This is a genomic window from Clostridioides sp. GD02377 (assembly GCF_045899875.1).
GTDB lineage: Bacteria > Bacillota > Clostridia > Peptostreptococcales > Peptostreptococcaceae > Clostridioides > Clostridioides difficile_A.
This window is the reverse complement of record NZ_JBJODA010000015.1, coordinates 15,485-41,333: the sequence shown is the minus strand read 5'-3', so window position 1 is coordinate 41,333 and position 25,849 is coordinate 15,485. Positions and strand designations below refer to the sequence as shown.

General features: G+C 28.0%; 23 protein-coding genes. 16 read left to right on the top strand and 7 right to left on the bottom strand.

Translation table 11 applies throughout. The features are described from left to right. The first annotated feature begins 7 nt into the window (after window positions 1-7). The 6 genes from Q3304_RS13915 to Q3304_RS13890 all read left to right on the top strand — a co-directional run bounded on the left by Q3304_RS13915 (window position 8) and on the right by Q3304_RS13890 (window position 7,162). Window positions 8-742, top strand: a complete 735-nt coding sequence (locus Q3304_RS13915; protein WP_407814066.1) for a GntR family transcriptional regulator — start codon at window positions 8-10, stop codon at window positions 740-742. 9 nt (window positions 743-751) lie between these two features. Then, window positions 752-1,885 (top strand): N-acetylglucosamine-6-phosphate deacetylase, encoded by a 1,134-nt coding sequence (gene nagA / locus Q3304_RS13910; RefSeq protein WP_407814067.1) that lies wholly within the window; start codon window positions 752-754, stop codon window positions 1,883-1,885. A 97-nt stretch (window positions 1,886-1,982) separates the two neighbouring features. Further along, a complete protein-coding gene (gene nagB, locus Q3304_RS13905; protein ID WP_407814068.1) occupies window positions 1,983-2,732 on the top strand; it encodes a glucosamine-6-phosphate deaminase in 750 nt (249 codons plus the stop codon). Between the two features lie 405 nt (window positions 2,733-3,137). Beyond that, window positions 3,138-3,854 (top strand): response regulator transcription factor, encoded by a 717-nt coding sequence (locus Q3304_RS13900; RefSeq protein ID WP_407814069.1) that lies wholly within the window; start codon window positions 3,138-3,140, stop codon window positions 3,852-3,854. Then, on the top strand, window positions 3,844-5,331 hold the full coding sequence (locus Q3304_RS13895) for a HAMP domain-containing sensor histidine kinase (RefSeq protein WP_054269557.1): 1,488 nt from the start codon (window positions 3,844-3,846) through the stop codon (window positions 5,329-5,331). The genes Q3304_RS13900 and Q3304_RS13895 overlap by 11 nt, the downstream gene beginning before the upstream one ends. Before the next feature lie 217 nt (window positions 5,332-5,548). Further along, a complete protein-coding gene (locus Q3304_RS13890) occupies window positions 5,549-7,162 on the top strand; it encodes a diguanylate cyclase (protein WP_407814070.1) in 1,614 nt (537 codons plus the stop codon). Window positions 7,163-7,349: 187 nt separating this feature from the next. Here the strand turns inward: Q3304_RS13890 and Q3304_RS13885 are convergent, their stop codons facing one another. From Q3304_RS13885 to Q3304_RS13870, 4 genes are all read right to left on the bottom strand, one after another. Then, window positions 7,350-8,432, bottom strand: coding sequence for a DUF2185 domain-containing protein (locus Q3304_RS13885; RefSeq protein ID WP_407814071.1), 1,083 nt, complete (start codon window positions 8,430-8,432; stop codon window positions 7,350-7,352). Window positions 8,433-8,531: 99 nt separating this feature from the next. Beyond that, the gene (locus Q3304_RS13880; protein WP_054276167.1) at window positions 8,532-8,864 is read right to left on the bottom strand and encodes a hypothetical protein; all 333 of its coding nucleotides are present in this window, start codon (window positions 8,862-8,864) and stop codon (window positions 8,532-8,534) included. 14 nt (window positions 8,865-8,878) lie between these two features. Continuing rightward, window positions 8,879-9,286: a helix-turn-helix domain-containing protein gene (locus Q3304_RS13875; protein WP_054269560.1), complete on the bottom strand. Its 408-nt coding sequence runs from the start codon at window positions 9,284-9,286 to the stop codon at window positions 8,879-8,881. Between the two features lie 97 nt (window positions 9,287-9,383). Continuing rightward, entirely contained in the window at window positions 9,384-10,949 is a 1,566-nt protein-coding gene (locus tag Q3304_RS13870; protein ID WP_407814072.1) for a PucR family transcriptional regulator, read from the bottom strand. A 206-nt stretch (window positions 10,950-11,155) separates the two neighbouring features. On the opposite strand from Q3304_RS13870, the gene Q3304_RS13865 reads away from it, so the two are divergent. Then, window positions 11,156-12,235, top strand: a complete 1,080-nt coding sequence (locus Q3304_RS13865) for an amidohydrolase family protein (protein WP_407814073.1) — start codon at window positions 11,156-11,158, stop codon at window positions 12,233-12,235. A gap of 54 nt (window positions 12,236-12,289) precedes the next feature. Next, window positions 12,290-12,913: a hypothetical protein gene (locus Q3304_RS13860; RefSeq protein WP_407814074.1), complete on the top strand. Its 624-nt coding sequence runs from the start codon at window positions 12,290-12,292 to the stop codon at window positions 12,911-12,913. A 133-nt stretch (window positions 12,914-13,046) separates the two neighbouring features. On the opposite strand, the gene Q3304_RS13855 is transcribed toward Q3304_RS13860, so the two are convergent. Beyond that, complete coding sequence (locus Q3304_RS13855; RefSeq protein WP_407814075.1) at window positions 13,047-14,009, bottom strand: CPBP family intramembrane glutamic endopeptidase; 963 nt, start codon at window positions 14,007-14,009, stop codon at window positions 13,047-13,049. A gap of 16 nt (window positions 14,010-14,025) precedes the next feature. Continuing rightward, window positions 14,026-14,856 carry a MerR family transcriptional regulator gene (locus Q3304_RS13850; RefSeq protein ID WP_407814076.1) on the bottom strand — a complete coding sequence of 277 codons (831 nt, stop codon included), beginning with the start codon at window positions 14,854-14,856 and terminating at the stop codon, window positions 14,026-14,028. A gap of 72 nt (window positions 14,857-14,928) precedes the next feature. Here Q3304_RS13850 and Q3304_RS13845 point away from each other — a divergent pair, with 72 nt between their 5' ends. After that, window positions 14,929-16,656 (top strand): ABC transporter ATP-binding protein, encoded by a 1,728-nt coding sequence (locus Q3304_RS13845; protein WP_054269565.1) that lies wholly within the window; start codon window positions 14,929-14,931, stop codon window positions 16,654-16,656. Window positions 16,657-16,691: 35 nt separating this feature from the next. Beyond that, window positions 16,692-18,554, top strand: coding sequence for an ABC transporter ATP-binding protein (locus Q3304_RS13840; RefSeq protein WP_407814077.1), 1,863 nt, complete (start codon window positions 16,692-16,694; stop codon window positions 18,552-18,554). A 53-nt stretch (window positions 18,555-18,607) separates the two neighbouring features. Here Q3304_RS13840 and Q3304_RS13835 read toward each other — a convergent pair whose 3' ends face one another. After that, window positions 18,608-19,495, bottom strand: a complete 888-nt coding sequence (locus Q3304_RS13835; protein WP_054269566.1) for a LysR family transcriptional regulator — start codon at window positions 19,493-19,495, stop codon at window positions 18,608-18,610. Window positions 19,496-19,601: 106 nt separating this feature from the next. On the opposite strand from Q3304_RS13835, the gene Q3304_RS13830 reads away from it, so the two are divergent. The 6 genes from Q3304_RS13830 to Q3304_RS13805 all read left to right on the top strand — a co-directional run bounded on the left by Q3304_RS13830 (window position 19,602) and on the right by Q3304_RS13805 (window position 25,808). Next, a complete protein-coding gene (locus Q3304_RS13830) occupies window positions 19,602-20,189 on the top strand; it encodes a LysE family transporter (protein WP_054269567.1) in 588 nt (195 codons plus the stop codon). A gap of 386 nt (window positions 20,190-20,575) precedes the next feature. Further along, a complete protein-coding gene (locus Q3304_RS13825; protein WP_054269568.1) occupies window positions 20,576-21,265 on the top strand; it encodes a polyphosphate polymerase domain-containing protein in 690 nt (229 codons plus the stop codon). A 77-nt stretch (window positions 21,266-21,342) separates the two neighbouring features. Further along, window positions 21,343-22,017, top strand: a complete 675-nt coding sequence (locus Q3304_RS13820; RefSeq protein WP_407812130.1) for a DUF4956 domain-containing protein — start codon at window positions 21,343-21,345, stop codon at window positions 22,015-22,017. A gap of 16 nt (window positions 22,018-22,033) precedes the next feature. Next, the gene (locus Q3304_RS13815; protein WP_407814078.1) at window positions 22,034-23,914 is read left to right on the top strand and encodes a CotH kinase family protein; all 1,881 of its coding nucleotides are present in this window, start codon (window positions 22,034-22,036) and stop codon (window positions 23,912-23,914) included. Window positions 23,915-24,332: 418 nt separating this feature from the next. Beyond that, complete coding sequence (locus Q3304_RS13810; protein ID WP_054269571.1) at window positions 24,333-25,133, top strand: transporter substrate-binding domain-containing protein; 801 nt, start codon at window positions 24,333-24,335, stop codon at window positions 25,131-25,133. Between the two features lie 30 nt (window positions 25,134-25,163). Then, on the top strand, window positions 25,164-25,808 hold the full coding sequence (locus Q3304_RS13805; RefSeq protein WP_407815443.1) for an amino acid ABC transporter permease: 645 nt from the start codon (window positions 25,164-25,166) through the stop codon (window positions 25,806-25,808). Window positions 25,809-25,849: the final 41 nt, after the last annotated feature.

The following is a 25,849-nucleotide window of genomic DNA, read 5'->3' as shown; positions in this document are numbered from 1 at the left end:
TGACTATATGAAAATAGTAGATAAATCTAGTAACATACCATTGCATACTCAATTAAGTTCAATAATAAGAAATATGATAGAAACTGGCGAACTTAAAGAAGGCGATGCAATAATGCCAGAAAGAGAACTTTGCAACATACAAAATGTAAGTCGTATGACAGTAAATAAAACGATTGTTGGATTAGTTACAGAAGGACTTCTTTATAGAGTACAAGGTAAAGGAACATTTGTTGCAAAGCAAAAAAAGAAATATCAGTTTTCAAACGTAAAAGGTTTTACTGATGTTATGAAAGAAAAGGGAGTAAATATAAAAACTGATATATTATCCTTTGAAATGGAACTACCTGATGATTTAGTTAAAAGAAAACTTGGAATAAGTGATAATACAACAAATATATATAAGATTGTTAGACTTAGATATACTGATGGAGAGACATTTGGATTGGAAATAGTATATCTATCAGAAGAAATGTGTAAGGGTCTTACAAAAGGGATATTAGATAATTCTTCATTATATAGGGTGTTAAATGAAAGATATGGTTATAAGATACAAAAAGCTGAGCAAGTAATGGAACCAATAATACTTTCTGATGAAGAAAGTAAACTTTTGGAGACAGAAGAAGGTGCTTTGGCTCTTAAACTTCATAGAAATTCTTATAATAGAGAAGGTAATCCTATAGAATATACCATATCAATATTTAGAACAGATAAATATCAATATGAAATAGTATTGAGTGAGTAGGTGAATAATATGAAATGTTTAATTAATGGAAAGATAATATTAAAAAATCAAATCTTGGAAAATAAAGTACTCGTATTTGATGAAAAAATAATTGATATAGCAGATAGTGTACCAAATAATTGTGAAGTTATAGATGTTGATGGAAAGTATATATCTCCAGGGCTTATTGATATTCATATACATGGAAATATGGGTAAAGATACGATGGATTCTACTGATGAATCTATTGAGATAATTTCAAAATCAATAATGAGACATGGAGTAACTTCTTTTCTTCCAACTACAATGACTATGGATAAAGAACATGTTTATGATGCGCTTGAAATTATAAAAAAAGCCCAAAATAGAAAACTTGAAGGAGCACAGGTATTAGGTGCACACCTAGAAGGACCTTTTATAAATGAAAATTATAAAGGAGCACAAAACGAAAAATTTATAATAAATTCAAAATATGAATTTATCAAAGAATATAAAGATGTTATAAAAGTTATAACTTATGCTCCAGAGAAGGACATTGATTTTGATTTTACTAGAGAAATAAAAAGATGTACAGATATAGTATTATCTATTGGTCATAGTAATGCAAATTATGAGCAAGCTAAAGAAGCTATAAACTTAGGTGTAACAAATGTAACTCATATGTTTAATGCAATGACTGGCTTAAATCATAGAGACCCAGGTGTTGTTGGTGCAGCACTTACAACTAATGTATATAGTGAATTAATAGCAGATACAATCCATATAAATAAAGATTTATTTCAATTTATATTGAATAATAAAGGGAAAGAAAGACTTATTTTGATAACAGACTCTATAGAAGCTGGTGGGCTTGAAGATGGAGATTATGCCCTTGGAGGTCAGAAAGTAATTGTTAAGGGGAATGAAGCTAGACTTGAAAATGGAGCATTAGCTGGAAGTGTATTATCTTTAAATAAAATGATATTTAACTTCTTAGATAATACAAATCTTAAAGTGAATGAAGCTATTAATTTAGCATCTTTAAATCCTGCAACATCTTTAGGTATAAATTACAAAAAAGGAAGTTTAGAAATAGGTAAGGATGCAGATATAGCTATATTTGATGAGAATTTAGATTGTAAGATGACTCTTTGTTTAGGCGAAGTAGTATATAAAAATATATAATATAAAAACAAACTTCAAAGAAGGTAAAAGTAACGTAAAAAATAGTAAATTGAATTTATATCAATTAAAGCATTAGCTAAAATTTAGGAGGAACAAGATGAGAGTATTAGTATGTAAAGATTATGATGGAATGAGTAAAAAAGCAGCTGAGATGATAGCAGCTCAAATAGTTTTAAAACCAAATTCAATATTAGGACTAGCTACAGGAAGTACACCAGTAGGTATGTATAGAGATTTAGTAAAAAAATATAACGATAACATAGTAGATTTTTCAGACGTAATAAGCTTTAATTTAGATGAATATTATAAGTTACCAGTATCTAATGACCAAAGCTATGATTATTTTATGAAAGAGAATCTATTTAATCATGTAAATATAAAGTTAGAGAATACTCATCTACCAAATGGAATGGCTGATGATATTGAAGAAGAATGTATAAATTATGAAGCTTCTATAGATGCAGCTGGTGGTATAGATGTACAAGTACTTGGAATAGGCCGTAATGCTCACATAGGTTTTAACGAGCCTGACAATAAATTTGCAAAAAGAACTCATGTAGTTAAACTTACAGAATCTACAATAGAAGCTAATGCAAGATTCTTTGAATCAAGAGAAGATGTCCCTAAAAAAGCTGTAAGTATGGGAATTGGTTCAATATTAAAATCTAAAAAAATATTACTTTTAGCTTCAGGAGAAGAAAAAGCTGATGCAGTATACAAAACTGTTTATGGAGATATAACTCCAGAAGTTCCTGGTTCTATACTTCAACTTCACAAAGATACTATAGTTATAGTAGATGAAGCAGCAGCAAGTAAACTGAGTCCAAAAGATTATAAATTAGTATAAGAATAAAATTAGATTTAAGTAAAAAATAGCTATCTTTAAATAATAAAATTTATTTAAAGATAGCTATTTTTATTTAAGTTATTTAGTTTATAATATTAATTATTTGAATATTCAACAAAAAGTCTGAGAAATATCGGTTTTGCTAGAAAATGAATAAATATAGTTAGAAGTTGGATTATTATTTTATAACAATTTGTACTGAGTCTGATAAATTCTATAATAATTTGTTTTTGCCTTAAAATTGCCTTAAAATCTAAACAATTTTAAAACTAATGTAGCATAAAAAGCTGATATAATTTAAATATAGTAAAAAATATTATTTATCTTACAGATTGGGATTTTATTGTTTAATCAATGTATTTATACTATTTAATTTAAATTAAGAGTTTATTAAGGAGTGAGTGTATGAATAAGTTAATTTATATAGCAGATGACGAAGATAATATAAGAAATTTGGTAAAGACATTCTTAAAAAATGAAGGCCATGATGTTATTGATTTTAAAACAGGTGATGAACTTTTAGAGCAATTTAATAAAAAAGAGTGTGACTTAGTAATCCTAGATATAATGATGCCTGGTTTAAGTGGTTTTGATGTATGTACAAAACTTCGTGAGAAGAGTACCGTTCCAATAATCATGCTTACTGCAAGAGATACAGATATAGATTATATTACAGGGATAACTTTGGGTAGTGATGATTATTTTACAAAGCCATTTAGCCCAATGTCTTTAGTTATGAGAGTAAAGTCGATATTTAGAAGGATAGAATTTGAAAAGAAACAAATTTATGATAAGTATGGTGATTCTGTAGATATGGAATTGAAATTTGGTGATATAACAATAAATAAAAAGAATAAAATCGTTACAAATAAAAGTGACAATATAGACTTAACACCAAATGAATACAACTTATTAACCTATTTGTTTGAAAATAGAGACAGGGCAGTTTCTAGAGATGAATTATTAAATAAAATATGGGGATATGATATTGAAGTTGAGACAAGAGCTGCTGATGATACAGTAAAGAGACTACGTAAAAAAATTTTAGATACAAATATTTTGATAGAAACTGTCTGGGGTTTTGGGTTTAGATTAAAGGAGAAAAATTCAGATGGAAAATAAAAATGATAAAAAGAGAACAACTAAGATTAAATCCATACTTAAATTAAAATTTTCAAAGAAAAATATAAGTATAAAAACTAGGATTTTGTTGAGTATATTGTGTTTAATAATTGTAGTTTTTATGATAATATTAGTATCTTTTAATGTATTACTTGATACATACATAAAAACTACTGCAAATGAAGAGCTAACAAAATCTACAGAAATAGTAGAACATATGGATAGTAATTTTAGACCTATCAAGCCTCCTCAAGATGATGGAAAGCTTCCGCCAAAAGCATTATCTAATTTTATGAGAAATGTACAAGATAAAGTTAGGATGGCAGAAACACAATCAGATGCTGATGCTATGGTGATTGATTCGAAGTATAACTTGATATTTCCAACAAGAGAGGATGATTTTTTAAAGAATATTGATGAGATGGAATCGATTAAAAAATGTATCCAAAATGAAAAACTAGACTTAAACTCAGATGAAAACACACGTATCTCTACTGGAAGTAAGGATTACTATATTTCGACTGTAAAAATAACTAGTATATATGGAGAACAAGATAAGTATTTGATTCTTTTTATAGATATATCAAAAACTTTAAATCTAGTTCAAAAGATAAACATTGTATTGATATTTGTAATGTGTTTTGCTGGGATATTAGCAATATTTACAGCTGTAGTTTTATCTGAGAAAATTGCTAAACCTATAAAAGAATTGTGTGGTTTTGCAAAAAAAATGGGTCATGGGGATTTTAAAAGAACTTACTTTGACTTTTCAGATAAGGAATTAGTAGAACTTTCAAATATTATGAATAAGAGTGCTGAATATCTTGATAAGTATGATAATGAACAAAAAATATTTTTTCAAAATGCTTCTCATGAACTTAGGACTCCACTTATGTCCATTAAAGGTTATGCAGAAGCCATAAAGTATAATGTAATAGATAGCAAACATGCAAGTGATATAATACTTGAAGAAAGTGATAGATTGAGTGATATGGTCGAAGATTTGTTATATATATCTAAAATTGATAATATAACTAGAGATTATGACCTTGTAGAATGTGATTTAAGGGAAGTACTTTCAAACTGTGGTTCTAGACAAAATGTAAGAGCGACAAATAAAGGTATAAAATTTATTTATGAGTTTGATGAAGAAATGGTTCTATTTGAATGTGATGAAAAAAATGTATCCAAAGCATTTATGAATCTTATAGAAAATGCTTTAAGGTATGCTAAGAGTGAAATTAAAATAGTATGTAAATATAATCAAAAAAATATAGTTGTTGTAGTTGAAGATGATGGGATTGGTATTAATAAAGACGATTTACCTCATATTTTTGAACGATTTTATAAGGGGGTTGGGGGAAATCATGGAATTGGATTATCAATAGTTAAATCTATTGTAAATAAACATGGTGGACGTATATATGCTGAAAATGGTAAAAAAGGAGCTAAGTTTACTATAGTATTTAAGTTATAAAGATAATATTGATATATATTAAAGAAAATATGTCAATATTTGAAGTTGTTTTTTACATATATCTATTGTATACTGTTGAAAAAAGAACAATATTAAGCTGACATATATTATAATGGTTGACAATTAAGGTAGATGCTTAAATATATATGCAGAAAGGAAAAATAAAATCTGAAGTGTATTTAGTTTAAGTAAGCTTCTTATTTTATAAAAAATATGTATGAAAGAACAACTGCTTTTTGATATTACAAATTTAGTAACAGTTATCTTTGAAGCTTTTGTTGTCCATATGTTTTTATCAGATTTTTTAGGTCAGAAAGAAGGATATACAAGAGCTGTAAGATATGCTAAATTGGGTTTTATAATATGTTTAGGAGCCTGTAATTTAATAACTTTAAATCCTGTAATCACAACACCTTTAATTTTCATCCTTATTTTTTCATCATCATTTTTATATGAAGGAAATATAAAGACACGATTGTTTGCTACTGTTTTATTAAATGTATTCTTTATATTATCAGAAATTGTGGTAACAAGTATTTTTGTTTTATTTATAAAAGAAGGCTTCGAAATAATGTTTGAAAACAATACTATAAGAGTACTAGCCACAATTTTATCTAAGATAGTTTTTTTATTTATATGCAAAATTGTTTGTTTATTTAAAAAAGATGTACATTCAGATATGCCAATAAAATATTGGATTACTCTACTTGCAATACCTTTATTAAGCTTATTTCTGACTGTTTCTATATTTGATACAAATAAGTTTTTTAGTTCTGAAAGTTTAAAGTTTCTAAACTTAATATCAAGTGTTGGTATTTTATATATTAATTTTATTGTGTTTTATCTATTTAAATCTATTATAGATAAAACTAAATTATCTATGAAGTATGAAATACTTGAGCAAGAAATAATTCATAAGGAAGAATTAAGGCTTAGTAATGAACGTTATAAAATTATTGTTGAACAGACTGATTCTGTTGTCTTTGAATGGAATGCTAAAGAAAATAAATCATTTGTATCTCAAGCATGGAATGAAAAATTTGGATACAGTAATAAATGTGACAATCTTTTAAAAGAGATTATGGATAAAGAATTAGTTCATCATGAAGATTATAGGGGATTTGAAGAGTTTCTTAAGTGTATTAAAGAAAATAACAAACATAATCAAATAATCTATCGTTTAAAAAAATCTGATGGCGAATACCTTTGGTGTAGGACATCAGTAACCAAGATTTTTAATGATGAAAATGAACTTTTGAAGGTTGTAGGTGTAATTGTAGATGTAGATAGCGATATAAAAAAATACGAAGAGTTGAAAACTAGAGCAGAAAGTGACTCATTGACAAATATATACAATAAAGGAACCTTTGAAAAATTAGTAGAAGAAGTTATATCTACAAATAAAAGTAATAAAAAAGACGCATTATTCATTATTGATTTGGACGATTTTAAGGAAATAAATGATAATTTTGGGCATCCATTTGGTGATTTTGTATTAAAAACTTTTGCTGAGAAGATACAAGATAGTTTTGGGAATGAAGATTTAGTTGGAAGAATTGGTGGAGATGAATTTGTAGTATATATGCAAGACTATCATTCAGAAGTAAATTTACATAAAAAAGCTAAAGAATTAAATAGAGTACTTTATGAGAACTACAATGATTTAAGTTTTAACTTTGAGGCTTCTGTTAGTATAGGTATTGCAAGACATCCTCAAAATGGAAATTCATTTTTAGAATTGTTTAAAAATGCAGATAGAGCTATTTATAATGTGAAGGCCTCTGGAAAAAATTCTTACTGTTTATTTGAAGAAGAATTATACATACAGTGAATTTAGAAGATATAGTTTGAGTATATAGTTAAATTATTAAAAAAGTTGACTCATGTAGTGAATTTGTAAGTATTTGTTAAAGGCTATGATTATAAAAAGCATAGCCTTATTTTCATGTATAATTAAGTATTATGTATTTTAAAACAATTCCATTTATTAAAACCAAATTGGCAATAAGTTTTATGGTTTAAAAATATGTAGGATTCATAAATGGTATTATAAGTTTTGTGGCTTCTCCATCTGCATCAAGTCCCCAGTATCCACTATAAATACCATCACCCATACCACTTGTTAGCATAATTAATCTATAAGGTGTTTGTGGTAATTGCCAAATCAAAAAATTGCCACATTTATTCTGTACATTTGGATACATTTCATAGCTTTTTTCAAAAAGTGCTGAAAAATAATCGTTATATTTATTTTTATCTGGATTTTCATTTTGCCATTTTATTATAAAATCTTTGTATTTTTCTGCAACCTTTGCATCTGAAAAGCAAGCTAATCCTGTATCTACACCAAAGAAAGTCCATGCTCCTGCTTGTCCAAAGTCATCGATTTTCTTTCCTTTTGGCATAGCAATTTCATATTTAATGGGTTGTTTGTCACTAATAATTAATCTAGTTGCTACAATTCTAAGTCCTACAATTTCAGAATGACAGATAGAAATTTCTACAGGATAACTTCCAGATGGTATTTTTCTTTCTAAATAAGTTTCATATTCACTACCCAAGTATGCAAGAGGGTCTGCAAGGACAACTTCTCCACTTGGAAAATCTGTCTCTCCCACAATTAAGGGTTCGAGTTTGTCACTTTTCTGAAACAAGCTTTGAAAGAATTCTACTGGATAATTTTCCTGATTTAAAAATTTTAGGTTCTTTTCAAATGCTATTTGTGCAGGATGTTTAACTAGTTCTCTAATTTCTTTTCTTGTGTTTGTGTCAATAAAATATTTTCCACTTTTATCAGAGCGAAATTCTAGGTCTGTTCCTATAGGCATATAAAAAATATTTAAAGTAGTTGGTTCAATATTAATAAGAGTATTAAAATCTATAATTGTCATGTTTTTAGGATTGTCAATATACTCTTGTGTATCTGTATCTCCAAAAGCAATCCATCCATTTCCAAATTTACTGTCTTCTCTAAAAAGCCACTTCAATTTTGATGTACCATTGAGAATTGATTTGCTGACAATACAACCTCCTGCTCCAGTTATATACTGCTTCATTTCTGATTTTTCATCTTTCGCTTCCTTTTTATTAGACAATTTCATATAAATTCTCCTTGCTTTTTATAGTTTTAAAATAGTATAATTTATTATTTGTGGATAATAAAAACAGTTAATCTAGCCATTTACTAGCATTTTTTTAACTCAAAATAATGTAATACAGATTACCAAACCTATAGCGCTGATAGCCAAAAAAATCAATCCAACTCCAACTGATTTTTTTCTAGATTCAATTTCTTTGCAATCTTCTTTAGACATATTTATAATAGGGTATTTTCGTCTACCTATTAAGTATATTATTAAACCACTCGAATTATTACCATTCATAGCAAATAATCCCCACAATTTAGGATGTTTTAATCCACGAGCTTTTGCATCAATCACAGTCATATGATAAATTTGATATACAACACCAACTGAACCCACAAGAGCTACAGCAAAACATATCAAAATAAGCATATTTTTATTCGCTTCCATAATGAGTACACCTCCTAAAATTTTCTTATAATTTGGTAGAACAATGCTGATGAACTTATTATTGCTATACAAAATACACTAGCCATAAAGTAGTAGTTGTCTGGTATAAATCTATTAAATAGCACAAATAAAATAAGTAACATAATATTGATAATAATTGCAGTTATTAACTTTTTATTACTATGAACTACATTTGTACTTTCTTCTAAATGTTCAATCATTTTATTATCTCCTTTCAATAATTCATCTAAGCTAATGGAATACAAATCACTTAGTTTGATAACGCTTATAATATCTGGATAAGATTTCTCATTTTCCCAATTTGAAATTGTTTGTCGTGATACATTAATTTTTTCTGCAACTTTTTCTTGTGTCAATCCAGAATTTATACGAGCATTTTTCAGTTTCTTTCCAATTTCCATGTAGCTATCGCTCCTTTCATAATTATTTTGTCATATTGAGAGGGTAAAATCTATCAAATATCTTTTACAATGGTGATTTAAGTGTGTCAAAATGTTTTTACATGCTTGTATATGTGTTGAAACAGGTCTTATTTCTTGAGTTAATTTCAATCATTTTTATATAAATATAAATCTGAAGTATTTCATCAGCATAGTCTAGTGTAATACCTGTAATTTCTTTTATTTTATTAATTCTATAAAACAGAGTATTTCTATGGATATTTAAAACTTCAGCTGATTTGCTTGGCGAATTATTAAAGTAGATATATTGCTTTAAGGTCTCTAACAAATTAGAACCATTTTTTTTATCTTCTTCAATTAGTTTGGTCACAGCAGGATGATTGAGGTCATATAAATCATAGTTGGCACTAAGTAGCTCGTAGAGGATATATGGTATGCTTTTCCCAAATGGAGAAAAGTTTATGTTATATTTTTGAGCAATTTCACTAGCTTTTTTGGCTTGAATATAATACTTCCAACTATCAGATAGCTTTGAAAATCTCGGGCTTATTCCAGCATAAAGTGAATTTAGTTTTAAGTAATTAATAAATTCTTTATTTTCATGCTCAATTAAATTATGAATTAAAGAATCATTAATAAAAACAACTAAAGCAGACTTATATACTACACAATTATTAGAGGGTATAAATGCACTTAAAGACTGCATAATAAAAGGAACTTTACTGTCAAAGTAATTATTATCTTTGTTCACTATTACCATTATGTTTAATGAATTTGACTTAGTCCAATTTAAATAATGAAATCTTCTGCTTATAGTATCATCATCTAGATATTTTTTTTCTAACAAATCAGAAAGTATATAATTAGGAATAAGCTTTTTATCTATATTAAACAGATTGTTTTTTTGTAGTTCTAGAGATAAAGCTTTATTAAGTGATTCTAATAATTTGAAGTGAAATTCATTAAATGGAATTTTCCATTCACAGATAGCTATATGAGCTATTTCAATTTCTTCTACACATACGGATGAGATTAATGTACCAAGCCAGTTGTCTGGTTTATTTTCTTCTTTAATAGATTTATTATAATGTATTTTTTTATGTATATTTTGATATTTTATGTAATTTATAGTTTCTTCGTCTAAATATTTGTCTCCATTAGAATCTTCAGTAAGTTGTAATATATCACTAACATCGTAAGAAGAAGCCAAGACTTTGAAGGTAGAGTCACGAATTATCATAGGATAGCCAAATTCTTCACGTGCTATATCAATTAAATATTGTATGCCTTTATTCTCAGAAACTACATCAAAAAACCTTTGAGAGCATAAACTAAGATGTATTTCTTGATTCATAATATTTAACAATTCACTAAAAAGGTCATACTTTTCTTTTTTTGATTTTATGATACAAATATTTGAGTTTAAATTGTATCTTTCTAAATCAATGTTAACTTCATTTTGTATAAATATACCTAAAAAATTTATATTATTCAAATCCACAGTAATATCTGATATATTTCCTAAATATAAACATCCAGTAGTAAATTCAGTTTGATTATTCTTATAAATATTCAAGCTAGTAATGTCTATATATTCATCTGTAAATGGCTTTAATACTGAGATATATTGAGATATATCCTTCATTAAATCTGCTAATTTCATGCTAAACCCCCTCTAGTTATACTTTATTGTACTATAGCACAATCAATATAGTATATTTTACATCAAAGTTTAGGTTATAACACATAGTTTAGGTAAATTAATTTATATATAATTAGTTATATAAATTAAGAAAATATCAAAGTAAGAAATTTTTAATTAAATAAGAATTAGATTTTTAATAAATAAAAATAAAGGGAGTGTGGAGTATGGCAGTAACTAAAATTGCGAATGTTAAAATATTTGATGGAGAAAAACTTTCAGAACAAAGGAGTGTTGTAATAAAAGATGGTGTTATATCATCAAAAACAATAGCTGATATTACTATAGATGGAGAAGGATGCACTTTACTTCCAGGATTTATTGATTCTCATATACATTTGGATAGTTTAAAAAACTTGGAGGATGCAACTGATTGGGGTATAACTACTATGCTTGATATGGCAACTAATAGTAAAGATGTAGTAGAATCTTTAAGAAATTTAGACGGATTAACTGATATTCGTAGTGTATATGAACCTGTTGCACCAGAATCTCACCCTCATCTCATGGGAATGGGGTTTAAAGATAGTAAAATACATACTATTGAAGATGCTGAAAATTTTGCTAAGAAACAAATTAAACAAGGAGCAGATTTTGTAAAAATCATAATAGAAGACCCTAAAACATCTAAAACGGCTTTTGATTTTGAGACAATAAAAAGAGTAGTTGAAATATCTCATGAACATGGGAAAAAAGTATTTGCTCATGCACCTACAACTATAGCTTATGAATATGCAGAAAAAGCAAATGTTGATGTAATAAATCATATTCCTTTTATAGGTAAATTATCTGAGGATGTAGCCAAAAGGATAAAAGAGAAAAATCTTATATCAATTCCAACTATAGTTATGATGGAAAGTATAGTATCAAATATAAAGAAAGCTACAGGAAGAGAAGATGTTAGGTTAGAAACAGCAATAGAAAATACAGCTACATTGAAAAAAGCTGGAGTGATGATATTAGCTGGAACTGATGCAAATAATGATAAAAATTCTGTTAGTATAGTGAAACATGGAGAATCTCTTCATCGTGAATTTGAATTATTAGTTAAAGCAGGTCTTAATACAATTGAAGTACTTGAGAGTGCAACAAGTTTACCAGCAAAATTATTAGGTCTTAATGACCGTGGAGTAATAAGAGAGGGGAAAAGAGCTGATTTAGTAATGGTTGAAGGTGACCCAATTAAAAATATAGTAGCAACTAGAAATATAAAAGGTGTATGGATAAAGGGTAATAAAGTAAGATAATGAATTGAGTATTGCTAAAAATAAAAGAAGTTTATGTTAAAGGAGATTGAGAATATGTTATTAAGTAGACCAGGAAAGAACTCTATAGAAGATATAGTGGATAAAAATAGTGTAAAAGAGCTTATAGAATTTGAAAGGTTTTGTAGAGATAATGCGTTATGGGATGAAATGAAAAAATGCTTTGCAAAGGAATCTACTGTTTCAATATCTTGGTATCAAGGTAGTGGAGAGGGGTTCGTAGAAGAGTCAAGTAAGATGAAATCTTATGCGCCACATAAAATATGTGATACATTAGTTTGGGTAAATAAAGATAAGGCAGTATCAATTACAATGGGAGCTATCCATATTAGAAATGAAATAGATGGAAATTTAGTTGAACTTCAGTCAGATGTCAAGTTTCTGTATAAGACTCAAAAGATAGATGATATATGGTATATAATATCTATGGATGCTATATATGAAAAAGATATAATTTTACCTGTTTATCAGGATGGGGATGTCAAAATTTCTAAGGAAGATATAAAGGATTATAGACCTTCATATGCAAGTCTTTCTTATATGCTTAGTACAGATGGATATAAAATAAATCAAGAACTCCCTGGAATAGATAGACCAGAGATGGTTGATAGACTTTATAAAGATGCAGATAAATGGCTATTAGATAACTCTAGAAATTAGTTTGAATATAAATAAAGATGTAGGTGATTTTATATAAAATTACTTACATCTTTTTAAATAAATTTTGTATGCTTTAGATAATAGTATTATAAAGAATTTATTTAATTTGCTATTCTTATTATTAATCTTTACATTAACTTTTGTATTCTTTAGTAAAAATAAATAATGAAAGTATTACAGAAAAAATTAAACAACCTAATATAATATTTGAATTAAGATTTGAAGAATTAAAATTTAAAAATATATTATCCAAATCAGCATCTAAAAAGACTGTATTATTGATTAAATGAATCATAACACATGTCCATATATTTTTAGTTTTCATATAAACGTAACCCAAAAATATAGAAAGACTAATTACAGAAAATAATCTGATACATATACCTAGACCATCTACATGATAAATTGTAAACCATAAAGGTATGTGCCATAATTCCCATATAAACCCTAACAAAATAACTCCCGCTCGTTTACCAAATTTAATTTGCATTTTTTCTTGAAGAAATCCTCTCCATCCATATTCCTCACCAAAAAAAAGAATACTTTGAGTTGCAAGGTATGGAAAAATAAGGAATATATTCATAATTAAGTTAATAAAATTGATATCTTTACACCCTAACATTATAAACTTGCTTAAATTAATTATTATTATAAAACTAAAAATATATTTAATAGATTTTTTCTCGTTTTTGAATGGATAAAGTTCTTTACCTTCTATACAGACATAACATATAGTTGCAATACCAGTAAATAAAACTAAAATATTTATTCCTAAATTTATAGTTTCATTATCGATTATTCCAAAAGCTTTTAACATAACTAGAGATAAAGATAATAAAAAGTCAGCTATTATGACATAGTTGAGTATGATATGTTTATTATTTTTCTTATATTTATAAAGTCTTGCTATTGAGACTCCTGATGCTGGTAATATAGTCATAAATATTACCAGTATTTCTGGATTCATATATTCTTTAAAGTAAAGAGGAATCCCGAATAATAGTGATATACCATAAGTGACTGTAAAAAATATTACAACTTCTATAATATTTCTTTTTTTATCATTGTTTTTCTCAGCTATATTACTTTTTATCATAATAATTTATCTCCTTTTACATTTTAACTTCTGCTGATATTTGAGTTAGATATTCATTAGAATCTCTTACACTTATATCATATAGGAGATATTCTTCATAAACAAAGTCTCCCATATATAAATTATTCTGATTGAAAAATTCTAAGAGTTTTTCATAAGTTTTATTAATAGTTTCATAACTTCCTTTATGATAAGCATTTACATAAAGCCCTTTTGGTTTGATTGATGTAGGATATTTCTTATAGTCTTTATTAACTTTTGTAAATAAATATGAATACGACTCAAAATCTCTATTCATTACATCTTCACCTTTAATGATTGAACCAATCATACCATCATCACCTAAATCATAGCTATCCATAAAGTTAATACATTCATATAAAAAGTTTTCATCATCATCTCCAAGAAAGGGTTCCTTATAAGTAAGAGGCGTTTTGACTAAATACTCTTCCTCATGTTCTTCTAAAGTAATCGTATTTGCATCTATGTTACATGCTTTTTTAGTAAATGAAGTGGTAGACTCCATTAAAGCCTTAATATTATTCAATTTTTCAATTTCATTATTAATATCAATAGTTTTCTTTTCTAAAAGTTCAATTAGCAAATTGGGAGTACGTTTATCTATATAAGTTTTAATTTCTTTTAAAGGCATTTTAATTTCCTTAAGTGAAGAAATTATACCAAAAATACTGAGTTGATGGTATGAGTAGTATCTATACCCATTTTCCTTCTTTAACTCTGGAGAGAAAAGACCTATATCATCATAATGAAAAAGCGTCTTTTTGTTGACTCCACAAATCTTTGCAAATTCTCCAGTTGTGAAATAATTTTTCGAAATTTGACTCATAATTAAAATTCCTCCTTGACTATCCTGTTACAGTATAGTTTATCATAATATTCTATAAAGGAGTGTGATTATATGAAAAAATTAATTCGTTTTTTAAAACCATATAGAGTTTTAATTGTTACAGTGCTGATGTTTACATTTTTACAAACTCTTGGAACTTTATATATACCAACACTTACAGCGAGTATAGTAAATAATGGTGTAGTAAAAGGGGATGTAGATTATATTGTAAAGACAGGTATAATTATGTTGATAGCAGCAGGTATAACAGCCTTATCAGCTGTTTTAGTTTGTAAAGTATCATCAAATCTCTCATCTGGATTTTGTAGAGATATTAGAGAAGCAGTATTTATAAAATCACAAGATTTATCAATAAATGATTTTAATAAGATAGGTACAGCTTCAATGATTACTAGGAGTACTAGTGATATTACTTTAATAGGTCAATCCTTGTTTATGTTTATTCAATTGGTATTACCAGCACCAATTATAACTGTTTCTGGTCTATTTTTAGCATATTCTATAGATAAAGTAATGACAATTATTATTGTTACAGTAATGTTTCTATTCATGTTATCTGCATTTTTGGTTGGTAAGAAGGTTATCCGATTGTTTAAAATGATGCAAATAAAGATGGATAATATGAATAGAGTATTACGTGAAGTAGTAACAGGAGTAAGAGTTATAAGAGCTTTTGATAGAAGTCGTTTTGAAAAAAAGAGATTTGATAGAACTGCAATAGATTATTCTGAAACGGCAATTTCAATAAATAAAATATTTGCAGTACTTATGCCTGTTGTAATGTTAATAATGAACTTAGGTATAGTGAGTATAATTTGGTTTGGTGGTATGAGAGTAAGTAATGGAAATATGGAGATAGGTCATATAATGGCACTAGTTGAGTATTGTATCTTAATATTATTTTATTTAATTATGGGAGTAATGGTATTTATGTACATACCCAGAGCAGGAGCTTGTGCAGATAGAGTAAACCAAATCTTAGATATAGAACCTGAAATTGTAGATGGAAATGGATATAAAGATATTACTTCAGAAAGAGGACATTTAGTATTTAAAAACGTAACATTTTCATATTCAGATTCAGAGGAACCAGTTTTGAACAATATAACATTTGAGGCAAAATCTGGAGAAGTAACTGCAATTATAGGAAGCACTGGTTCTGGTAAATCCACTATTGCAAATATAATACCACGTTTTTTTGAAATTCAATCTGGAGAAATATCTATAAATGGTCAAGATATTAAGAATATGCCCCAAAAAGAGCTTAGAGACAAGATTGGATTTGTACCACAAAAAGCCTTTTTATTTAGTGGGACAATAGAAGAAAATATAAGATATGGAAAAGAAGATGCAAGTATTGAAGAAGTAAAGCATGCTGCAAATATAGCCCAAGCTGATGAGTTCATTTCTGATATGGAAGATAAGTATGATTCGTTTGTAGCACAAGGAGGAAATAACTTATCTGGTGGTCAGAAACAGAGAATATCTATTGCAAGAGCATTAGTTAGAAAACCAGAAGTATATGTTTTTGATGATAGTTTTTCTGCATTAGATTTCAAGACAGATAAAAGGCTTAGAAAAGCATTGAAGAATGAAATTAAAGATTCATCAGTTATAATTATAGCACAGCGTATAAGTACAATTATGGATGCTAATCAGATTATAGTTTTGAATGATGGAGAAATTGTAGGTATAGGAAAACATAAAGAGTTACTTGAAAATTGTGAAGTTTATAAGCAAATCGCAGATTCACAGCTTAGTAAAGAAGAACTTGCATAGAGTGAAGAATCAATCTGTGTATTTGGAGGTGTAATATGAGTGAAAAAATAACAGAAAAACAAGATGTAGATGTACTTAGTTTTGAGGATGGTATGTCAGCAGAAAAAGCTAAAAATGCAAAAAAGACTACTAAAAGATTATTGAAATATATGAAAAAACAAAAATTTAAGTTATTAATGATTTTTATTTCAGTACTAATAAGTTCAGCTCTTACAGTTTTAGCACCAATGGTTATGGGAAAAGCTATTGACCAATTATTTAATGGGATTAAAACTGCAGTTCAAACAGGTACAAAATTCAGTGTGAATTTTAGTTCTATGGGAGGCATAATATCAATACTTCTGGGGTTGTATTTAATTAGTGCAGTATTTATATATATACAACAATATATTATGTCAGGTGTTGCACAAAGTTTAGTTCTTAATATGAGAAAAGATTTAAGTGATAAATTAAATAAACTTCCGCTTAAATACTATGATTCTCACAAAAAAGGGGAAACACTTAGTATAGTTACAAATGATTTAGAGAAGGTAGCAGATAGTTTACAAGAAGGGTTAATGCAACTTATTACAGCAGTGGTCACAGTGATTGGTTCTATTGTAATGATGATAAGCATAAGTATACCACTTACAATAGTATCAGCTGTAACATTGCTTGTTTCTTTAGGTATTACTGTTATAATTGCAAGAAAATCACAAAATAGATTTTCAGAAAATCAAAAAGCATTGGGAGAATTAAATAGCAATATAGAAGAGATGTTTACTGGTCAAATAGTGGTCAAGGCATTTAGCAAAGAAAAAGATACTATACAAAATTTCAAAGAATTAAATCAAAATCTTTATAATGCTAGTAGAAAAGCTCAATTCTCATCATATGCTATATCTCCTATTATTAGATTTATAAATCAAATTGGGTATGTTATTATAGCAGTTGTGGGAGGTGTATTTGCATCAACTGGAGCAATGACTCTTGGTAGTATACAGGCGTTTATCCAATATGTAAATCAAGCATCAGAGCCTACTACAGAGATATCTTATATCGTAAATATGCTTCAAGCTGCAATTGCATCTGCAGAGAGAGTTTTTAAAGTTATGGATGAAGTTGAAGAAATAAAGGACAAAGAAGATTCAAAAGTTATCAACATGCCTAAAGGTAAAGTAGAATTTGAACATGTTAAATTTGGATATAGTGATGATTCTATTCTTATGAAAGACATTAATATTAAATTGAACGCAGGAGATAAGATTGCAATTGTTGGACCTACAGGAGCTGGGAAGACAACTCTTGTAAATTTACTTATGAGGTTTTATGAGATACAAGGTGGAAGAATTACTATTGATGGAGTTAATATAAAAGACTTAAAACGTGGAGAACTTAGAACTATGTTTGGAATGGTTCTACAAGATACATGGTTATTTAATGGTAGTATAAAAGAAAATATCGCTTATAGTAAGTCAGATGCTACAATGGATGAGATTGTAAGTGCAGCAAAATCAGCAAGAGTAGACCACTTTATAAGAACTTTACCTCAAGGTTATGATACTGTATTGACTGAGGATGCTTCTAATCTATCTCAAGGTCAGAAACAACTTTTAACAATTGCCAGGGCAATACTTTCAGACCCATCAGTGTTAATTCTTGATGAGGCAACTTCTAGTGTAGATACTAGAACAGAGGTTGAGATTCAAAAGGCAATGAATAACTTGATGAAGGGAAGAACTAGCTTCGTTATTGCACATAGATTATCTACTATTCGTGATGCTGATTTAATATTGGTAATGAAAGAAGGCACTATTATTGAACAAGGAAATCACAAAGAACTTATTGAAAATAAAGGATTTTATGAAGAACTTTATAATAGCCAATTTTCAAGTGAATACGATGAAGAAGTTGTGTAATTAAAATAATCAATATGATAAGAAATAGATAGACTTACTTTAAATAAGTCTATCTATTTTTCATTTGAAACAACTAAATCAATAAATAATTGCATAAGGGGACTAATCCACTTATTTTTATGATGACCACATACTGCTACAATGTTTCTATCATCTAACTCTGTATCTATTGCACATAGTTCTCCTGTCTTCAAATCATCTTCTACTGCAAATGTAGGAAGGTATGACACTCCCATATCATTTTTTACTAAATTTTTAATAGTAGGTATACTCCAAAGTTCAATCGTATGGTCTAGAGTAATATTTTTTTCATTCAAATATGATTCAAACATTTGTCTAAAAATACATGCTGGCTCATCTATTATGAAAGGTATATCTAATTCTTGGTTTGGAGTAATAAAATCAGGAAATTGTTTTTTTACTTTTGGGGATGCGACTAGTGTCAAAGGTGATTCTCCAACAGTATATGTAGAAATAGAATTTCCTAGGCCTCCAATATCTTTATAAAATATTCCTAAATCAATACTTCCTGCAAGCAAAGAGTTCCTAATATCATAGCAATTCATTGAGCGGAGAAATAGCCTTGCATTTGGTGCCATTTCATGAAAACGTTTTAAAATAGGAGGTATTTTATAACAAATAAGAGTTTCTCCCATTGCGATATGTAAATCACCACGTAGCTCAGACAAGTCAGTACCAAAATTCTTCATTTTATCAACAGAACATAGAACATCATCCACATAAGGTATTAGATTTTTGCCAGCTTTAGTTAAAACCATTTTTCTTCCTATCTTTTCAAATAAGTGTGTAGATAACTCTTGTTCTAATTGTTGTACTTGGAATGTTATTGTTGATTGTGTGTAATTGAGTTTATTTGCTGCTTTAGAAAAACTACCTTCTTCTATTATAGTTTTAAAAGTTTGTAGGTATTTAAAATACATGTTCATCCTCATTTCATTCAATATAATTGAAGTATAGATTTAAATATTTCGATTTTTTTTATTGTTTAATTTATAGTATTATAATATAAAAGGAGAGTGATTACAAGTGTTGAGTGAAGTTTTATTATCTTTTTTACCATATGCATTTGTTACAGGTTTTACACCAGGACCTAATAATATTCTTGCATTAAACACAATTAGCAATAATGGATGGAAAAAAGGAAAGTCAGTGGTTATAGGAATTAGTATGGGATTTATATGTATTATGTTTATATGTGCTCTTGGATGCCTTGAATTATCAAAGTTTATACCAATGATTACTGGTATTATGAAGTACATAGGAGCACTTTATATTATTTGGTTAGCAATACAAGTAGCTAAGAGCAAACCAAACAATGATAGTGATGTGAAGAAAGAATCCTTTTGGACTGGATTTATTTTGCAGTTTGTTAATGTGAAAATTATAATATTTGCCATTACTGTATATACAGGGTATGTAATACCTGTGTCACAGTCAGTTGAATATTTATTATCAGCAGCAGTTTGTAGTAGTCTTGTTGGCATATCTGGTACTTTGACATGGGCTCTAGCAGGAGGTATTTTACAAAAATATATAAACAAGCATTATAAAGTAATTAATATTATTATGGCACTAGTACTTGTTTGGAGCGCAGTAAAACTAATTTTAACATAATTAAGCATATATATTTTTAATTATTTGGTATTATAAATTTAGAAGATGGAACTATAGATTATATCATTTTGAATAAGAAACTTGATTTTTTATTTAAAATATTTAATTTATCTATAAGTGACATCTTCTTTTTTGCTTTCTAAAACAAATATTCATTGACTATATAGAATCTAATACCATATAAAATTTAATTTCCAGATAAAAATGTAATTTATTATTAAAACTTAGATAAATAAATTCATAGATATCTCATCAGCTTAATCTTGTTTGCCACATATATGCCATAAAGATGCACTTATTTTACGGAGATTTAACAAAGTCAAGTGAAGTATACTCTAAATATAAAATAAATCAAACATAGTTAAATGAATTGAGAGGTGATAATAATGAATAAGAAGTTAAACTATAGGTTTGAGATGAAACACAAAATAACTGAAGCTGATGTCCTAGCTTTAAAATCAAGACTTTATCCAATAATGAAAAAAGATAGAAATGCATCAAAAGATGGAAAGTATCTTATCAGAAGTTTATACTTTGACACTCCTGAAGATAAAGCACTTTTAGATAAGTTAAATGGAGTTGCAATGAGAGAAAAGTTTAGAATAAGATTTTATAACAATGACCCTTCTTATATAAAATTGGAGAAGAAAATAAAACATTATAATATGACGTCAAAGCTATCAGCTAATTTAACTAAAAAAGAAGTAGAGAAGATATTAAAAAATGACATTGAGTTTTTAAAAGAATCGACAAACTGCTTATTAAGAGAGTTTTATTTAAAAGTAAAATGTGAAAGATTGGAGGCAAAAAGTATAGTTGATTATGATAGAGAAGCTTTTGTCTATCCACTTGGAAATGTAAGAGTTACAATCGATAGTGATATTAAGACTTCTGTAAATTCAGTCGATTTATTCAATAAAGAATTGCCAACAGTATCAGTTATTGATGAAAATATGACTGTGTTGGAAGTTAAATATGATGAGTTTATACCAGATTTTATAAAAGATTTGGTTCAGATTAATAAAACTACTTCTACAGCAGTTTCAAAGTATGCATCGAGTAGATTGTATATATAGGATTGAAATTTAAACCTTATATAAAGAGTATCCAAATAAAATAAAAAAATTAAAAAACAGGAAGGATGATTTTAGTTATGACGTTTAACGATATTTTTAAATCAAGTTTTATAGAAAATGTATCAGGTTTTTCATTTGTAGATAGTGCTTTAGCTCTAGGTTCAGCATTTTTAGTAGGTTTGTTTATATATATGATTTACAAAAAAACCTATATGGGGATTATGTATTCTCGACCATTTAATGTGTCACTTGTAGCACTTACAATGCTTACAACTTTCGTAATATTAGCAGTTACATCAAATGTAGTTTTATCTCTAGGTATGGTTGGTGCTTTATCTATAGTAAGATTTAGAACAGCAATTAAAGACCCAATGGATTTGGTATTTCTATTTTGGTCATTAGGCTCAGGTATAGTTTTAGGTGCAGGTTTGATTCCACTAGCTGTTATGGGTTCAATAATCATGGGATTGATTCTAATATTCTTTTCAAACAAAACAATATCTGAAACACCATATATATTGATGGTAAATTGTAATAATGAGAATTCAGAAGACATTGCAACTGATAAAATTAAAAAAGTATTTTCTAAATATCAAATAAAATCAAAAAGTGTTACACCAGAAAAAGGTATAGAGTTGGTATTTGAAGTAAGAATGAAAGATGGAGAAACAAGTCTTATAAATGACTTAAGCCAAGTAGATGGAGTTACTAATGCAGTTCTTGTAAGTTATAATGGTGATTATGTAGCATAGGGAGGAGTAATCTTTTATGAAAGATAAAAAATTTACCCTTCTTATCTCAATTATGGTTATATTTTTATGTGCAGTAGTTGGAGTTTACAGTACATATGGTAATAAAAATGTTGACTTATATAGCAATGTATATATTGAAAAATATTTTGACAGAGATGAGGTTATGGAAGTTAATATAGAAATAGATGAAAGTGACTTGGAAGACATGAATGAAAATGCGATAAAAGAAGAATTTAAAGTTGCAAAAGTAACTGTAAATGGAGACACATATGGAAACGTTGGTATAAGAACTAAAGGAAATTCAAGTCTTACATCCGTAGCAAATAGTGATAGTGATAGATATAGCTATAAGATTAATTTCGATAAATATAATACTAGTCAAAGTATGGAAGGTCTTACTCAATTAAACCTTAATAACTGTTATTCTGACCCATCTTATATGAGAGAATTTTTAACTTATAGTGTCTGTGAGGAGATGGGATTAGCTACTCCAGAATTTGCATATGCCAAAGTTTCTATAAATGGTGAATATCATGGATTATATTTGGCAGTAGAAGGGTTAAAAGAATCTTATCTTGAAAATAATTTTGGAGATGTAACTGGAGACTTATACAAATCAGATGAAGGGGCCTCATTACAATATGAGGGTGATGACCCAGATAGTTACTCAAATCTAATCATTGAAAGTGATAAGAAAACGGCTGATTGGTCTAAAGTTACAAAACTATTAAAATCTTTAGACACAGGTGAAGATATTGAAAAATATCTTGATGTAGATTCTGTCCTCAAAAATATAGCAATAAGTACAGCTTTATTAAATCTTGATAGTTATCAAGGTAGTTTCGCTCATAATTACTATTTATATGAACAAGATGGAGTGTTTTCTATGTTGCCATGGGACTTTAATATGTCATTTGGCGGATTTAGTGGTTTTGGTGGAGGTAGTCAATCTATAGCTATTGATGAACCTACAACAGGTAATTTGGAAGATAGACCTTTAATATCTGCATTATTAAAAAATGATACATATAAAGCTAAGTACCATGAATATCTAGAAGAAATAGTAACCAAGTACTTGGATTCAGATTATCTAGAAAATATGACAACAAAATTACATGACTTGATAGCATCATATGTAAAGGAAGACCCAACAGCATTTTATACTTATGAAGAATTTGAAAAAAATATAACATCTTCAATTGAAGATTCTAGTGATAATAAGGGATTTGGTGATAAAGAATCTAATAATAATGATTCTAACAATGAAAATAAGAGTTTTGAAAATGAAAGTAATGAAAAAGAAGTTAATGCTGAATTAACATTAAGCGAAGTCAAAACTAATACGGATAATGATGCTCAAAATAATACTACAGATAATAGTGAAAATGAGAATAATACAAATAACAATAAAAGTGGAGACGATACTAATGAAAAGTCAGGAGGGGCAATGGGTAAAGGTGGAAAATCAATACCAGGAGTTTTAGAAGTTGCAGAAAATATGAGTAAAACTATAAAAGCTCAATTGAGTGGAGAATCTTCTTCAACTAAGGAAACTTCTGATGATAATAGTTCAAGTGAAAGTAAAGACACAGAAAATTCTGATGATAAGATGAGTGGTATGCCAGAGCCACCTGAAGGCATGGATGGAAAAACACCACCAGGAATTGGAAATATGGATAAGGGTGATATGAATGGTAAAAATGGAGATATGAATATAGATAGAAGTCAAGGGAATCCAAAGGAAGCAGGGGGGTTTGGTAATAAAGGAGGCGGCTCTATGAATAAAACAACAACATACTCTAAATTAATTTTAGGTGGAGCTTCAATGATAATCATGTCAGTTATGCTAGTAGGTGTATCAAAGATAAACCGAAGAAGATTTATAAAGTCAAAATAGGTTAAGATACAAATAATATTGATACTGTTAAGTAAATATCTACTTAACAGTATTTTTTTTATTTTAATATCTTTGTTTTTAATAAAAAGTATTTTCTTATAAGTGTTAGATTAATAATCATTGTAATTTTGCACATCTATAATTTTACAATGATATAGTAAAATTTAATTCTATTAAAAAAGTACATAGAAAAAAACGATTAGACAAAGTATGAAAAGTATAATACGATTGTTTTGGGGTAAATGGAAAATAAACTTATATTTTGTAGAAATATCCATAAAAATGAATGTTTTAAATTCAATTTATATTAAAGTAAAGAGTGATGTGTAAGTTGAAAAATTATAAAACTAAATCATGGTATATAAATAAAGTTTAAATTCATGTAAATAAAAATATCATCAAGTATGGAGGGATTTTAATGTATTGGAAAAGAGCATTAAGTTTATTAACATTAGGGTTAGTTATTTGTGGATTAACAATAGGCTGTTCAACAAAAGAAGAGCCTAAAAAAGAAGAAAAGAAGACTATTACAGTAGCTACAGGAGCAAAGTATTATCCTTTTAATTTTAGAGAAGATGGGAAAATGCAAGGTTTTGAAATTGATATATGGAATGAAATTGGTAAAAGATTAGATTCTGAAATTAAGTATGAAGTAAATAATGGAGATACAGGTGGATTACTTGGAATGGTGGATAGTGGTAAGGCAGATACAGCAGCTCAACAAATAAGTATAACGCCAGAAAGAGAAGAAGTGTATGATTTTACAGTACCATATGCTTATAATCCTCTAATGATAACTATTAGACCAGAAGATAAAGACAAGATAAAAAGTCTTGAAGATTTGAAAGGAAAAAAAGTCGAAGTTGGAGCAAATTCATCTGAAAGAGCGATAATGGAGGAAAAAAACAAAGATAATTCAATGGAATTAGTATTCAATGATGGAGCTGATTCATATGAAGGTCTTGAACTTGGCAGATCTGACGCAAGGATAATTTCTGTTTCTGCAACAGCTGCTAGAAATAAAAAAGCTGGTTCAAATTTTATCTCTGTTGGAGAACCTATTTATGAAGAAATAAATGCGTATCCATTTAGAAAAGATGAAGAATCAAAGGCTTTAAAAGCTAAGGTTGATGATACAATAACGGCTATGAGAAAAGATGGAACTCTTACTGAAATCTCTAAAAAATGGTTTGGAGAAGATATAACGATTGAGAGATAGGTGAATTTTATGAGTTTAGATGTATCATTCATGTTTAACATTTTACCAGAAATATTTATAGCATCTAAAGAAACAATAATAATGGCTTTAATATCACTAGTACTATCTTTAGTAATAGCAACTATAATGGCATTAATAAGCTATAACAAAGTTAAAATATTAAATGAAATTGTTAAAGTTTATACCTCAATTTTTAGAGGAACACCACTGCTAGTTCAGTTGTATGCATTGTATTTTGGATTACCAAGAGCTATTCCAGCTCTTGTAGATATGTCTCCATTTACTGCAATGATAATTGCTTTATCAATAAATATGTCTGCGTATATGTCAGAGACTATAAGAGGAGCAATTTCTTCTGTAGATAAGGGGCAATATGAAGCAGGAGCTTCCATTGGACTTACAAATGTGCAAATATTCAGAAGAATAGTCATGCCACAGGCTATAAGAGTGGCTATTCCTGCATTATCTAATCACTTTGTAGATTTAATTAAAGGTTCCTCATTAGCTTTTACTATAGGGGTAATAGAAATAATGGCGGCAGCAAATTATAATGGTGGTAGTAAATATAAATATCTAGAAGCGTTCTTAGTTGCAGGGTTTGTATATTGGTTTATCTTATTTATATTTGGACTTGTTCAAAAGAAAATAGAAGCAAAACTAAATTCTGCATATTAATAGTATTACATAATAAAATAGAAACCATTTAAATACAATTT

What these genes read in the sequence shown, in the direction of transcription:
- Q3304_RS13895 (WP_054269557.1), top strand. Translation starts at nt 3,844, where the DNA reads ATGGAAAATAAAAATGATAAAAAGAGAACAACTAAGATTAAATCCATA.
- Q3304_RS13835 (WP_054269566.1), bottom strand. Translation starts at nt 19,495, where the DNA reads ATGTATTTTAAATACCTACAAACTTTTAAAACTATAATAGAAGAAGGT.
- Q3304_RS13825 (WP_054269568.1), top strand. Translation starts at nt 20,576, where the DNA reads ATGAATAAGAAGTTAAACTATAGGTTTGAGATGAAACACAAAATAACT.
- Q3304_RS13810 (WP_054269571.1), top strand. Translation starts at nt 24,333, where the DNA reads ATGTATTGGAAAAGAGCATTAAGTTTATTAACATTAGGGTTAGTTATT.
- nagA (WP_407814067.1), top strand. Translation starts at nt 752, where the DNA reads ATGAAATGTTTAATTAATGGAAAGATAATATTAAAAAATCAAATCTTG.
- Q3304_RS13885 (WP_407814071.1), bottom strand. Translation starts at nt 8,432, where the DNA reads ATGAAATTGTCTAATAAAAAGGAAGCGAAAGATGAAAAATCAGAAATG.
- Q3304_RS13900 (WP_407814069.1), top strand. Translation starts at nt 3,138, where the DNA reads ATGAATAAGTTAATTTATATAGCAGATGACGAAGATAATATAAGAAAT.
- Q3304_RS13805 (WP_407815443.1), top strand. Translation starts at nt 25,164, where the DNA reads ATGTTTAACATTTTACCAGAAATATTTATAGCATCTAAAGAAACAATA.
- Q3304_RS13815 (WP_407814078.1), top strand. Translation starts at nt 22,034, where the DNA reads ATGAAAGATAAAAAATTTACCCTTCTTATCTCAATTATGGTTATATTT.
- Q3304_RS13850 (WP_407814076.1), bottom strand. Translation starts at nt 14,856, where the DNA reads ATGAGTCAAATTTCGAAAAATTATTTCACAACTGGAGAATTTGCAAAG.
- Q3304_RS13820 (WP_407812130.1), top strand. Translation starts at nt 21,343, where the DNA reads ATGACGTTTAACGATATTTTTAAATCAAGTTTTATAGAAAATGTATCA.
- Q3304_RS13870 (WP_407814072.1), bottom strand. Translation starts at nt 10,949, where the DNA reads ATGAAATTAGCAGATTTAATGAAGGATATATCTCAATATATCTCAGTA.
- Q3304_RS13845 (WP_054269565.1), top strand. Translation starts at nt 14,929, where the DNA reads ATGAAAAAATTAATTCGTTTTTTAAAACCATATAGAGTTTTAATTGTT.
- nagB (WP_407814068.1), top strand. Translation starts at nt 1,983, where the DNA reads ATGAGAGTATTAGTATGTAAAGATTATGATGGAATGAGTAAAAAAGCA.
- Q3304_RS13890 (WP_407814070.1), top strand. Translation starts at nt 5,549, where the DNA reads ATGAAAGAACAACTGCTTTTTGATATTACAAATTTAGTAACAGTTATC.
- Q3304_RS13875 (WP_054269560.1), bottom strand. Translation starts at nt 9,286, where the DNA reads ATGGAAATTGGAAAGAAACTGAAAAATGCTCGTATAAATTCTGGATTG.
- Q3304_RS13855 (WP_407814075.1), bottom strand. Translation starts at nt 14,009, where the DNA reads ATGATAAAAAGTAATATAGCTGAGAAAAACAATGATAAAAAAAGAAAT.
- Q3304_RS13840 (WP_407814077.1), top strand. Translation starts at nt 16,692, where the DNA reads ATGAGTGAAAAAATAACAGAAAAACAAGATGTAGATGTACTTAGTTTT.
- Q3304_RS13860 (WP_407814074.1), top strand. Translation starts at nt 12,290, where the DNA reads ATGTTATTAAGTAGACCAGGAAAGAACTCTATAGAAGATATAGTGGAT.
- Q3304_RS13880 (WP_054276167.1), bottom strand. Translation starts at nt 8,864, where the DNA reads ATGGAAGCGAATAAAAATATGCTTATTTTGATATGTTTTGCTGTAGCT.
- Q3304_RS13915 (WP_407814066.1), top strand. Translation starts at nt 8, where the DNA reads ATGAAAATAGTAGATAAATCTAGTAACATACCATTGCATACTCAATTA.
- Q3304_RS13865 (WP_407814073.1), top strand. Translation starts at nt 11,156, where the DNA reads ATGGCAGTAACTAAAATTGCGAATGTTAAAATATTTGATGGAGAAAAA.